The sequence below is a fragment of the Streptomyces sp. NPDC107654 genome, assembly GCF_055639035.1.
The window spans coordinates 298,514-310,744 of the sequence record NZ_JBVKBI010000008.1; the positions used below are offsets into that span (position 1 = coordinate 298,514).

At 71.7% G+C, this 12,231-nt stretch carries 12 protein-coding genes; 7 read left to right on the plus strand and 5 right to left on the minus strand.

What is annotated here, in order from left to right; translation table 11 throughout:
* Positions 1–91 precede the first annotated feature (91 nt).
* Positions 92–904 (minus strand): SDR family NAD(P)-dependent oxidoreductase, encoded by an 813-nt coding sequence (locus ACZ7N4_RS17225; RefSeq protein WP_471359129.1) that lies wholly within the window; start codon positions 902–904, stop codon positions 92–94.
* Between the two features lie 299 nt (positions 905–1,203).
* Between ACZ7N4_RS17225 and ACZ7N4_RS17230 the strand changes: the two genes are divergently transcribed.
* A complete protein-coding gene (locus ACZ7N4_RS17230; protein WP_471359130.1) occupies positions 1,204–2,580 on the plus strand; it encodes a ricin-type beta-trefoil lectin domain protein in 1,377 nt (458 codons plus the stop codon).
* An 87-nt stretch (positions 2,581–2,667) separates the two neighbouring features.
* On the opposite strand, the gene ACZ7N4_RS17235 is transcribed toward ACZ7N4_RS17230, so the two are convergent.
* Positions 2,668–3,237: a DUF1697 domain-containing protein gene (locus ACZ7N4_RS17235; protein ID WP_471359131.1), complete on the minus strand. Its 570-nt coding sequence runs from the start codon at positions 3,235–3,237 to the stop codon at positions 2,668–2,670.
* 195 nt (positions 3,238–3,432) lie between these two features.
* Between ACZ7N4_RS17235 and ACZ7N4_RS17240 the strand changes: the two genes are divergently transcribed.
* The 3 genes from ACZ7N4_RS17240 (at position 3,433) to ACZ7N4_RS17250 (ending at position 6,061) form a co-directional block, all read left to right on the plus strand.
* Complete coding sequence (locus ACZ7N4_RS17240; RefSeq protein ID WP_471359132.1) at positions 3,433–3,792, plus strand: DUF6204 family protein; 360 nt, start codon at positions 3,433–3,435, stop codon at positions 3,790–3,792.
* Between the two features lie 106 nt (positions 3,793–3,898).
* Entirely contained in the window at positions 3,899–4,342 is a 444-nt protein-coding gene (locus tag ACZ7N4_RS17245) for a MarR family winged helix-turn-helix transcriptional regulator (RefSeq protein ID WP_471359133.1), read from the plus strand.
* A gap of 210 nt (positions 4,343–4,552) precedes the next feature.
* The gene (locus ACZ7N4_RS17250; protein WP_471359134.1) at positions 4,553–6,061 is read left to right on the plus strand and encodes a hypothetical protein; all 1,509 of its coding nucleotides are present in this window, start codon (positions 4,553–4,555) and stop codon (positions 6,059–6,061) included.
* Here the strand turns inward: ACZ7N4_RS17250 and ACZ7N4_RS17255 are convergent.
* On the minus strand, positions 6,058–6,462 hold the full coding sequence (locus tag ACZ7N4_RS17255; protein ID WP_471359135.1) for a pyrophosphohydrolase domain-containing protein: 405 nt from the start codon (positions 6,460–6,462) through the stop codon (positions 6,058–6,060). The two genes, ACZ7N4_RS17250 and ACZ7N4_RS17255, sit on opposite strands and share 4 nt — an antisense overlap.
* A 365-nt stretch (positions 6,463–6,827) precedes the next feature.
* On the opposite strand from ACZ7N4_RS17255, the gene ACZ7N4_RS17260 reads away from it, so the two are divergent.
* Positions 6,828–7,826 (plus strand): TAXI family TRAP transporter solute-binding subunit, encoded by a 999-nt coding sequence (locus ACZ7N4_RS17260; protein ID WP_471359136.1) that lies wholly within the window; start codon positions 6,828–6,830, stop codon positions 7,824–7,826.
* Between the two features lie 267 nt (positions 7,827–8,093).
* On the opposite strand, the gene ACZ7N4_RS17265 is transcribed toward ACZ7N4_RS17260, so the two are convergent.
* On the minus strand, positions 8,094–9,524 hold the full coding sequence (locus ACZ7N4_RS17265; protein ID WP_471359137.1) for a sensor histidine kinase: 1,431 nt from the start codon (positions 9,522–9,524) through the stop codon (positions 8,094–8,096).
* A gap of 9 nt (positions 9,525–9,533) precedes the next feature.
* Complete coding sequence (locus ACZ7N4_RS17270) at positions 9,534–10,220, minus strand: response regulator transcription factor (protein ID WP_471359138.1); 687 nt, start codon at positions 10,218–10,220, stop codon at positions 9,534–9,536.
* 294 nt (positions 10,221–10,514) lie between these two features.
* On the opposite strand from ACZ7N4_RS17270, the gene ACZ7N4_RS17275 reads away from it, so the two are divergent.
* Together ACZ7N4_RS17275 and ACZ7N4_RS17280 are read left to right on the plus strand one after the other, a co-directional pair.
* The gene (locus tag ACZ7N4_RS17275; protein WP_471359139.1) at positions 10,515–11,291 is read left to right on the plus strand and encodes an amino acid ABC transporter ATP-binding protein; all 777 of its coding nucleotides are present in this window, start codon (positions 10,515–10,517) and stop codon (positions 11,289–11,291) included.
* A gap of 86 nt (positions 11,292–11,377) precedes the next feature.
* A complete protein-coding gene (locus tag ACZ7N4_RS17280; RefSeq protein WP_471359140.1) occupies positions 11,378–12,214 on the plus strand; it encodes a glutamate ABC transporter substrate-binding protein in 837 nt (278 codons plus the stop codon).
* Positions 12,215–12,231: the final 17 nt, after the last annotated feature.

Here is a 12,231-nt window from a genome sequence, read left to right on the forward strand (position 1 = left end):
TCAGAGTCAGGGACTCGACCAACCGGCCCCCCGGATCCCCGGTCATCACGGACCCCGCCTCCATCAGACCCGCCCCGTCCCCCCTCCGCGGCTAGACCTCCCGCGGCGTGACCCGGAAGTCGAAGGCGAGGGTCCCGGGGTCCAGTGCCGTCGCACCGCCGTCGACGGTGAGTACCGTTCCGTTGACGTACGACGCCGCCGGCGACAGCAGCCAGCTGATCGCCTCCGCGACCTCGCGCGGTTCGCCCGGGCGTCCCTGGGGCAGCATCCGGGTCGCCTCCTCGTAACCGGCCTCCATGCCGCCGCCCGCAAGCCCGGCCTCCTCGGCGAAGCGCGCCATGCGGCGGTCGGCCATCTCGGTCCGCACCCAGCCGGGACACACGATGTTGGCCCGCACGCCCTGCCGCCCGTAGTCGACGGCGACGGAGCGGCACAGCTGGAGCAGGGCCGCCTTGGAGGTGGCGTACGGGGCGTTGCCCGTGCCGTTGCGCAGCGCGGAGACCGAGGCGACGGCGACCACCGAGCCGGCGGACTCCAGCAGGTGCGGGATGGCGGCGCGGAGCAGGAGCAGCGGGCCGGTCAGGTTGGTCCGCATCACGTCGTCCCAGTCCCGCAGCGACATGTCGCCGACGGCTCCCCCGCGTCCGATGCCCGCGTTCAGCACCAGCCCGTCGAGCCGTCCGTACGCGGTCAGGGCGGCCTGGACGAGCCCCTCGGCCGCCTCGGGATCGCCCACGTCGGACGGATGTGCCAGCGCCCCCGTCTCCTGCGCGAGGCGCTGCAGGGGTTCGACCCGCCGGCCGGAGACGACCACATGGTGACCCGCCTCGCTCAGCAGCCGGGCGGTGGCCTGCCCGATGCCCGATCCTCCGCCGGTCACGACGACAACCCGCTTGTCCTCCACCGCAGTTCAGGCCCTTTCCCCGAGATCGGCCGGTCCGGCCGGATTGACGAGACCGCCTGGAACACCAGGCGCCTTGAGCTTATTGGCCCACTGATCCACTGGTGACGACTTCCAGCCAGCATCCGCCCTGGTCGCCCGGCACGAGCCCCGATCAGACGCGGCGATCCGCCACCCCCCTTCCCTCACTTCTTACTTCACACCTTGACGTAAGTGGTCTGGACCTCTAACTTCTCGGGGCGACCCACCCACTTCCCCACCCCCACGCCCCCCCACGACCCCCACGAGAGGCGGGCCCCGCCATGCCCCGAGCCAGATCCCTCCCCGTGTCCGCGGCCACCGCGCTCGCGGTCACCGCCCTCACCCTGTCCACGGGCCTGTTCACCGCCTCCCCCGCCCAGGCGGCCACCGGCACCATCACCGGCCTCGCCGGCAAGTGCCTCGACGTCGCCGGGGCCGGCTCCGCCGACGGCACCCCCGTACAGATCTACGACTGCAACGGCACCAACGCCCAGCAGTGGACCGTCGGCAGCGACGGCACCCTCCGCGCCCTCGGCAAGTGCCTCGACGTCACCGGCAACTCGACCGCCGGCGGCGCCAAGGCACAGCTGTGGACCTGTACCGGGGGCGCCAACCAGAAATGGACCGTCACCGCCGCCCACGACATCGTCAACCCGCAGGCCGACAAGTGTCTGGACGTCACCGGCAACACCTCCGCCAACGGCACCCGCACACAGATCTGGAGCTGCACCGGTGCCGCCAACCAGAAGTGGAACGCGCCGGCGGCCGGCGGCGGCACCACCCCGTCCGCGCCGATGGCCGTGGCGCCGTACCTCTACAACGGCTGGGGCAGCCCGCCCAGCCCCACCACGATCACCCGGGCGACCGGCGTGAAGTGGTTCACGCTCGCCTTCGTGCTCAGCAACGGCTACTGCAACCCCCAGTGGGACGGCAGCCGTCCGCTGACCGGCGGGGTGGACCAGCAGACCGTCACCACCGTGCGGGCGAACGGCGGTGACGTCATCCCGTCCTTCGGCGGCTACAGCGGCAACAAGCTGGAGAGTTCGTGCTCCAGCGCCGGTGAACTCGCCGCCGCCTACCAGAAGGTCGTCAACGCCTACGGCCTGAAGGCGATCGACATCGATCTGGAGGCCGACGCCTACAGCAACGGCACCGTCCAGCAGCGCACGGTCGACGCACTGAAGACCGTGAAGGCGAACAACCCGGGCCTGAAGGTGTACGTCACCATCGGCACCGGGCAGAGCGGCCCCGACACCGGCCTCATCGACCGGGCCGCCGCCTCCGGGCTGACCGTCGACGCCTGGACCATCATGCCGTTCGACTTCGGCGGCGCCGGACAGAACATGGGCAACCTGACCGTGCAGGCGGCCGAGGGCCTGAAGAACGCCCTGAAGACCGCGTACCACTACAGCGACGACCAGGCCTACCGGGACATGGGCATCTCCTCCATGAACGGCATCACCGACCAGAACGAGACCGTCACGGTGGCCGACTTCCGCACCATCCTCGGGTACGCCCGGCAGCACCACCTGGCCCGGCTGACGTTCTGGTCCGCCAACCGGGATCGCCCCTGCACCGGCGGCCCCGCCGACAGCTGCTCCGGCGTCGGCCAGTCCGACTGGGACTACACCCGCGTCTTCGCCGGCTACACCGGCTGACGGCACCGGACTCGGCGGCACACGGGTCACCGCACTGCCCGCCCGGCCCGGTCAGGGCCCTTTCGGCGAGATCCGAACGAAAGGGCCCTAGTCCCCGGTGGCCAGCTCGCGCAGGGCGGTGACCGTCTTCCAGTTGCGGGTCGTGGCCCGCATGCCGAGGCGGCGCTCGATGAAGGTGTTGTTGAGCCTGGTCCTGCCGTAGCCGTCGGGGACGTGGAGGTGGATCTCGTCACCGGCCAGCGTGAACACGCCGGTCTCACCGGCCGGCACCTCCAGGCGGGCGGCCTGCTCGGCGGTCGGCGCCTCGGCGAGGAAGGTGACGTGCAGCTTGGCCGGGTCGTCCTCCTGCTCCAGGTACGGGTTGGCGGCGAGGGTACGGTCCAGGGAGTCGCCGGTGCGCAGCAGGACCGTGACCGACACCCCCAGGTCGTCGGCGATCCGCCGCTCGATGCGCGCGGCGAGTTCCGCGGAGCGGAACCCCTCCGCGCCCGGGCTGCCGGGGACGCCGGGCGTGCCGAACACCACGTTTCCGCTCTGCAGATAGGTCTGTACGTCCTCGAACCCCATGTCGACGAACAGGCCGCGGAGGTCCTTCATCGCGATCCTCGCGCTGCTGCCGACGTTGACCCCGCGCAGCAGCGCGATGTGCTTCGTCATGGCACCAACCTCTCATGCGGGTGCGCCGACCACTCGGGCGGTGCGCACCGGCCGCTCAGACGGAGCGCGCCGACCACTCACGGACCTCGTCGGCCGGCCGTCCACGCCGGCGACCGCACCGACACCGCACCCACACCGGGCGGCCGCCGCAAAACCCGCTGGAGGGCCGGCCCTCCCTGTGCCTAAGGTCGCCGAATGACCACGCGAACCTTCCGCATCACCGTCCGAGGCGCCTTCGACGCCCTCACCGACGACCAGCGCGCCGCCCTGTCGGCCGACGCCGCCGAACACGACGTCCTGCGCGCCGCCTTCACCCCGGAGGGCACCCTCACCTACGACATCGCCGCCCGGCCGGCCTTCGTCTTCCGTTTCTCCGCGACGGGAGAGAAGGAGGAGGACATCCTGGAGGCGACGGAGCGTGCCGAGGAGGCGGCGAAGGCCTGGCTCACCGAGCGCGGCTACGGCTTCAAGCACCTGCGGGCCACCGCCGAGGACCTCTCCCAGGCACCCCTGGGCAAGCGACAGCGCCGCGCCGCCCGCACGACGGACCGATGAAACGTGCCCGTAAGCTTGAGTGGTCAAGGAGTCTGCAAGTGACAGGAGAGACCTTGCGGGCGGCACGAGACACGGGACGTGACAGCGGGCATGGAGGAGGCGGGCCGTGAGTGAGGCTCTGGACACGGCCCTGCGGCTCGTGCGGGCCCAGACGGCACTCGTACGACGCTTCGACGCCCGGCTGAGCGGGCTGCACGGCGTCAGCCTCGCCGATTTCACCCTGCTCCTCCGGCTGGGGCAGGCACCCGGCGGCCGGATGCGCCGGGTCGATCTCGCCGAAGCGCTCGGGCTGACCGCTTCCGGGGTCACGCGAGGGCTGGCTCCGCTGGAGCGTATCGGGCTGGTGACCCGGGAGCCGGATGCCCGGGACGCGCGCGTGGCGTACGCGGCGCTGACCGCGACGGGCCGACGGCGGCTGACGGAGATGCTGGCGACGGCGGAGGAAACCGCCGCGGAGATCTTCGCCGGTCCGGCGTGGCCCGCGTCGGACATCACCGGCCTCGCGGATCTGCTGACCCGCCTCGGCGGGACGGGCTTGTCCGGACGCTGAGTCCGCCCCTGCCGTAGGCGCACCGCCGGCCACAACTCCTCGTGGGCAAGGTCACGTTGAGAGGTGGCCGGAATGCGCGCGACCTGCGCAGGGGGGTGGCATGCTCCTGCTCGTCACCGGGTTACCGGCTGGTTCTACCAATGAGTAGCGATATCGCCGGTGCCTCTTTGCCACCCCCCATTCCACACAGGACCCACCTTGCACAGACGCATGAGGCACGGGCGAGCCCTGCTGCCCGCCTTCGCCGTGACCTCTCTTTTCCTCGCCGCGGCCTGCTCCTCGACCCCGCCGCCGGCCGCCGACCGGCCGACGGCCGGTACGGGTCAGCAGGTCAGGGCCGCCGAGCAGTCCGCCGACGGCACCGACCACTCGCTCACCGTCGCCGCCGCTCCCACCGCCACAGCGACCGCGACCGCCACGGCGAGCCCCGGCCGTTCCGGACAGCGGGCCCACAAGACCTCGCTCACCGTCAGCTCGTACGACGGCCGCACCCGGCGTGCCGTCATCGCCGACAAGCCCCCGGCGAAGGACGGTTCACCCGGCTCCCCGACCCCGTCCGCCGGTTCCTCCGGCCCGGCCCGCCCGTCCGCCCCTTCCACCGGCGCCTCCACCCCTCCCACCGGTTCCTCCACCCCGTCCGCCCCTGCCTCCGCCGCACCGCGCCGGACCGCCGTCGGCGATGTGATCGCCAGCGCGCCCGCGCCGGGGGCACCGCACGGACTGCTCGCCAAGGTCACCCGGGTGATCGGCGAGACGCACGGCGGCACCGAGGTGCAGACCGAACCGGCCACGCTCAACGCGCTGTTGGGCGACGGCACGGCCAAGGGTGACGTTCCCGTCGACCCGTCCTCCTTCACCGTCGACAAGCTGCTGCCCGATGTCCGGGTCTCGTGGGCGAAGACCGGTGACGTGCACGCCGGACCGAAGGGCGCGACGGTGCCGCTCGGCAGTCTCCGGCTCGACGTCGGCGCCGAAGTGCCCACCGCGAAGGGCGCCCCCGCGTCCGCCACCGCCTTCGTGCGCGGCTTCGTCCAGGTCGCCCCGCAGGTCGACTTCGCCTACGGCGGCGCCGGGACCGACGCGCCGCCCGGTTCGGCGTACCTCGGTGTGTCCGGTGACTGGACCTCCGGCTGGGCCGTCAAGGGGCGGGCCGCGGCGGCCACCGGTACCCCGCTGCGCATCCCGTTCGCCAAGCTGCACGCCGACCCCGTCCTGCAGGTCGGCCCGGTCCCCGTCGTCGTCAACCTCGATCTGACCTGCTACGTCCAGATCAGCGCGGACGGCCGGGTGACCGTCGATGTCGAGCAGAGCCTGAAGGGCGACTTCAAGGCGGGCGGCACCTTCGGCCCGGCCCGGGGCTGGACGCCGGTCAGCTCCTCGCACATGAGCAGCACCCCCGTACACGCCTCCGTCACCGCCACCGGGGACGTGAAGACGGCACTCGGCGCCGAGGCCACGGTCGGCCTCTACGGCACCGTCGGTGTCACCGCCGACCTCGCCCCGTATCTGCGCGGCGAGGCGTCCGGCACGCTCACCGCGGCCTCCGACCGCGGCGGACCGAAGGCGACGGGCACCTGGGCCGCCTACGGCGGTGTGGACCTGTCCGGCACCCTGCGCCTCCAACTGTCGATCTTCGGCACCCCGGTCGTCCAGCGGAGCATCCCGCTGGGCGCCCTGCACCGCGAGTGGAGGCTGGCGGGCGGTTCGCTGTCCTCCTAGTTCCCGCCGGGTATCCAGCCCTGCCGGCGCAGTACGCCCGAGACGTCCGGCGCCCGGTAGTGCTCCCCCTTGAGCACCTTGCCGTCGGCCCGGCGGGCGACCTTCCCGTCCGGGCCGATCTTGCTCATGTTGGCGCGGTGGACCTCGGCGATCACCTCGTCGAGGTCGATGCCGTGCACCAGGGCCGTGCCGTAGGCGACGTACACGACGTCGGCCAGCTCGTGCGCCAACCGGTCCAGCGGGCCCTCCACCGCGACCTCGGCGACCTCCGCGGCCTCCTCCGCGAGCAGCTCGCCGCGGTGTGCGGCCAGCTTCGCGTCCACCTCCGCCGGCGTGGTGCGGGCGTCGAGACCGAAGGCACGGTGGAACTCGCGGACGAGGCGGGCGGGCGAAGTGGTCATACGGCGACTCTAACGGCCACCACTGACAACGCCGGCCGCCCGCGGACGGGGCCCGCGCACGCACTCCCCGCCCCCCGGCCGGAACCCGCGCATCCACTCCCCGACCCACAGGCAGACCCCTCGCATCCACTTCCCGGCCCACAGACAGACGCCGCGCACCCACTCCCCGGCCCCCAGGGGACGTACCCGGCGCGTCCGCGCTCCCCGCCCCCGGAACACGTACCGCGCGGGTGCGCACCCGGGCCCGAGACCGACCCCGCACACCCCACTCCCTTGCCCCGCACCGGCCCCCGCCGCGACCGCTCCCCCTCCAGGAGTGACCCCGGCCCTGGTCAGCCCCGCACGTCGCCTGGCAGGATCGCCGCATGTCCAAGGTGTTCCCCCGGCTCGGCAGGCGCCGAGCACTGCAGGGCGCGGTCGTCGGTGCCGTGGCCCTCGGGCTGCTGCTGTGGTGGCTGCTGCCCCTGGGCGAGAAGCCGCCGAGCGGAACGATCGTGTTCAGCACCGGGACGCCCCGCGGGGTCTACCAGGAGTACGGCGAGCGGCTGCGCACCGAGCTGGGCAGGGACATGCCGGGTCTGAAGGTGAAGCTGCTCAACAGCGCCGGTTCCCAGGAGAACGTCCAGCGGGTGGCGACCGGCCAGGCCGATTTCACCATCGCGGCGGCCGACGCGGTGGCGACGTACGAGCTGCGGCACGGCAGCGGCTCCGGCCGGCTGCGGGGCGTGGCCCGGCTCTACGACGACTACGTGCACCTCGTCGTGCCCCGCGACTCGGACATCAGGACCGTCGCCGATCTGCGGCACAAGCGGGTGGCGACCGGGCTGCCCGACTCGGGCGTGCGGCTGATAGCCGAGCGGGTACTGCGGGCCGCCGGTATCGATCCGCACAAGGACATCACGCCGGTGGCCGACGGCATCGACACCGGGCCCGCGCGGCTGCGCGAGGGCAAGATCGACGCCTTCTTCTGGTCCGGCGGTCTGCCTACGAACGGACTGGTCACGCTGGCGAAGAAGCGCGCCTTCCGGTTCGTGCCGATCGACGACGACCTCGTCGCCCGGCTGCACGGCCAGGGCGAGGGCGCACGCTACTACCGGGCCACCAACATCCCCGAGTCCGCCTACCCGAACGTCCAGCAGGGTGCGCAGGTGCCGACGATCGCCGTGTCCAACGTGCTGATGACCCGTGCGGACGTCGATCCCCGGCTGACCGAATGGGTGACCCGTACGGTGATCAAGAGCCGCGACGGCATCGGCGCCCACGTCCACTCCGCCCAGCTGGTCGACCTCCGCACCGCCATCTACACCGACCCCCTGCCCCTCCAGGAGGGCGCCCGCCGCTACTACCGGTCGGTGAAACCGTAGGAGACCGCCGCCCCCGGGCGGAAGGCGACAACGAAGGCCGGGGCCCGCCCCGACCGACGCCGCCGTGCCGCGCACTCCCCGCGCCACGGCCCCCGCAGCCTCCCCGCCCGCCCGTACCCGAACGGTCCTCCGGCACGACGCTCGTGGCATCCGCCCCTGCCCGTGTCCGCACCCCTTACGGCGCGAGGCCCACCGCGCCCCCGCGCGTGCCCGCACGCCCTCCCAGCACGACGCCCCTCACGTCCGTCCCCGTCCGTGCCCGCACGCCTACGGCGCGACGCCCGCGGTCTCCCCGCGCGCCTCCCCGTGCCGCGGCACCCTGACCGTCACCCGGAGTCCGCGCGGCTCGTGGTGGGCGTAGTCGATCGAGCCGCCGCCCGCCGCGAGGAGGGCGCGACTGATGGACAGGCCGAGGCCCGAGCCCTTCACGTTCTGGTGCCGGCCGCTGCGCCAGAAACGATCGCCCACGCGCGCGAGTTCCTCGTCGGTGAGTCCGGGCCCGGTGTCCGTGACCACGACGGTGGTGGTGTCGCCGTCGACGCAGACGGCGACATCGACCGTGCCCTCCTCGGGGGTGAACTTCACGGCGTTGTCGATCACCGCGTCCAGGGCGCTGGACAGGGCGATCGGGTCGGCCCAGGCGGTGGTCGGCGGACAGTCGCCGGCGAGCCGGACGCCCTTGGCCTGGGCGGCCGGTGCCCACGCGGCCACCCGCTCCTCGGTCAGCGCGCCGATGTCGGTCAGCCGGAGGTCGGCCTCGGCGTGCTCGGCCAACGCCAGGTCGAGCAGGTCGTCCAGGACCTGCGCGAGGCGCTTGCCCTCGGTGCGGACCGAGGCGATCTCCTCGTTGTCCTCCGGGAGTTCGAGGGCGAGCAGTTCGATGCGCAGCAGCAGCGCGGCGAGGGGGTTGCGCAACTGGTGCGAGGCGTCGGCGACGAAGGCGCGCTGCTGCTCCAGCACGGCCTCGACGTTGTCCGCCATCTCGTTGAACGAACGGGCCAGCCGTCTGAGTTCCGGCGGGCCGCCACCGACCGCGACCCGGGACTTCAGGCGCCCGGTGGCGATGTCATGGGTGGTGGCGTCCAGGATCCGTACCGGTCTGAGCACCCACCCGGTCAGCCTCAGCGCCGCGCCGACGGCGAGCAGCATGGCCGCGATCTCGCCGGCCCCGATGAACAGCCAGCCCCGCAGGATCCGCGACCGCAGCTGTCCGGTGGGCGAGTCGGTGACCACCACCGCGACGACGTCCCCGTCCCGGATCACCGGCGAGGCGACGACGAGCCGGCCGCGCTGCCAGGGCCACACCTGTCCCGGGTCGTGGCTGCGCCTGCTGAGCAGGGCCTCGCCGAACGCCCGGCGGACCTCCCCCGACTGCGGTACGAGCCAGTCGTCGGGCGCGTTGGCCATCGCGGAGCCGTTGCGGTAGAAGACGCCCGCGCGGATGCCGTAGACGCCGTAGTAGCTCTCCAGCTCGCTGCGCAGACTCTCCCGGCGCTCGTCCGTGCTGGTGCGGCGGGAGCCGCCGGGCGCGTCGGTGACGAACTGGGCGAGCGCCGCGAAGCGTGCCGTGTCGTCGATGCGGTCGACGACGACGCGCTGCTGCTGGGCGGCGGCCACGCTGCCGGCGAGCGGGACGCCCAGCGCGAGCAGGACGGCCGCCAACAGGACGATGAGCAGCGGGAGGAGGCGTGTGCGCACCCGTCCCCGCTAGGCGGCCGGGGCGACGAGCCGGTAGCCGACGCCGCGTACGGTCTCGATCAGCGCGGGCATGCGCAGTTTGGCGCGCAGGGAGGCGACGTGCACCTCCAGGGTGCGGCCCGTCCCCTCCCAACTGGTGCGCCAGACCTCACTGATGATCTGTTCCCGGCGGAAGACCACCCCGGGCCGCTGGGCGAGCAGCGCGAGCAGGTCGAACTCCTTGCGGGTCAGCTGGACGGCGGCGCCGTCCACGCTGACCTGCCGGGTGGGCAGTTCGATCCGGACGCAGCCCAGGAGCAGGGCGCTGTCGCCGTCGGCCGTCGGGTCCTCGTGGACGGTGCGCCGGCTGACGGCGTGGATGCGGGCGAGCAGTTCCCCGGTGTCGTACGGCTTGACGACGTAGTCGTCCGCGCCCAGGTTGAGTCCGTGGATGCGGGAGCGGACGTCGGAGCGGGCGGTGACCATGATCACCGGGATGCTGGTGCGTTTGCGGATCTTGCCGCAGACCTCGTAGCCGTCCTGGTCGGGCAGGCCGAGGTCGAGCAGGACGACACCGAAGCCCGCGCCCTCGGGGACGAGTGCCTGGAGGGCCTCCTCGCCGCTGCGCGCGTGGGTGACCTGGAAGCCGTGCCGCGCGAGGACGGCGGACAGGGCCGCGGCGACGTGGTTGTCGTCCTCGACGAGGAGCAGTCTCATCCCGGCCCCCTCCGGTTCAGTGGTCGTACGGTCTCGGTTCATCGGTCGTGCGGATCACGCACACACGCGTGTGCACCAAGGCAGTGACGCTGATGGACAAGGACGGCGTCAAGGGGGTTCCGGTTGCCCGCCGCTTCCGTTACCCGGCCGATATACGCACAGGGCACAAGTGCTACGACAAGTGTCCGATTGCTATCGGATCGTGATGCTCAGATCTCCCTCAGATGTGATGACGCAGGTCACAGCCCCTCACTACTGTCCTCGGAAACCCGAGGAGGACGGAGCCCGAGAGCGATGACCAAAGTAACGGTGGCCAAGGAGGACGCGGCCACGTCCGACGAACTGGTCGTCCTGAAGAGCGTCAACAAGCACTTCGGCGCGTTGCACGTGCTCCAGGACATCGACCTGACGATCGCCCGCGGCGAGGTCGTCGTGGTCATCGGGCCCTCCGGGTCCGGAAAGTCGACCCTGTGCCGCACCATCAACCGCCTGGAGACCATCGACTCCGGCACGATCACGATCGACGGCAAGCCGCTGCCGCACGAGGGCCGCGAGCTGGCCCGGCTGCGGGCGGACGTCGGGATGGTGTTCCAGTCGTTCAACCTCTTCGCGCACAAGACGGTGCTCGAGAACGTGATGCTGGGCCAGGTCAAGGTCCGCAAGGCGGACAAGAAGCAGGCCGAGGAGAAGGCCCGGGCCCTGCTGGACCGGGTCGGCGTGGGCACGCAGGCCGACAAGTACCCCGCCCAGCTGTCCGGCGGCCAGCAGCAGCGGGTCGCGATCGCGCGGGCGCTGGCGATGGGCCCGAAGGTCATGCTGTTCGACGAGCCGACCTCCGCTCTCGACCCGGAGATGATCAACGAGGTCCTCGAGGTCATGCAGCAGCTCGCGCGCGAGGGCATGACGATGATCGTGGTCACCCACGAGATGGGCTTCGCACGCTCTGCCGCGAACCGTGTGGTCTTCATGGCGGACGGGCGGATCGTTGAACAGTCCGCGCCCGACCAGTTCTTCAGCAACCCGCGCAGCGACCGGGCCAAGGACTTCCTGTCCAAGATCCTGCACCACTGACGCCGCCGCTCCGGCCGCCCGCACCGCCAGGCCGCGTCGTCCGCGTCCCAGGGACTCGTTCCTCACCACTCAGAAGGATGTTCACCATGAAGCTCCGCAAGGTCACCGCCGCCTCGGCCGTCCTCCTCGCCCTCTCCGTGACCGCCACCGCGTGCGGCGGCGACAAGAAGGACGACGGCGGCTCGTCCGGCGGTGGCAAGAAGATCGCCATCGGCATCAAGTACGACCAGCCGGGCCTCGGCCAGAAGACCCCGCAGGGCTACTCCGGTTTCGACGTCGACGTCGCCACCTACGTCGCCAAGAAGCTCGGTTACAGCGCCGACCAGATCGAGTGGAAGGAGTCGAAGAGCGCCGACCGCGAGACCATGCTGCAGCGCGGTGACGTCGACTTCATCGCCGCGACCTACTCGATCACGCCGGAGCGTCAGCAGAAGGTCGACTTCGCCGGCCCGTACCTGCTGGCCCACCAGGACGTGCTGATCCGCGCGGACGACAACACCATCAAGTCGCCGGCGGACCTGAACAAGAAGAAGCTGTGCTCGGTGACCGGCTCGACGTCGGCGCAGAACGTCAAGGCCAAGCTGGCGACCAAGGCGCAGCTGCAGCAGTACCCGACGTACTCGGCGTGTCTGACCGGTCTGCAGAGCAAGGCGATCGACGCGCTGACCACGGACGACTCGATCCTCGCGGGTTACGCCTCCCAGTCGCAGTTCAAGGGCAAGTTCAAGCTCGGCGGCTTCAAGATGACGAACGAGAACTACGGCATCGGCATCAAGAAGGGCAGCGACCTCAAGGCCAAGATCAACAAGGCCCTGGAGGAGATGGTCGCCGACGGTTCGTGGCAGAAGGCCGTGGACAAGAACCTCGGCCCGGCCGGCTACAAGAACGAGCCCGCTCCGAAGATCGGTGACATCAAGAGCTGAGGCAATGCCGTCGGGTG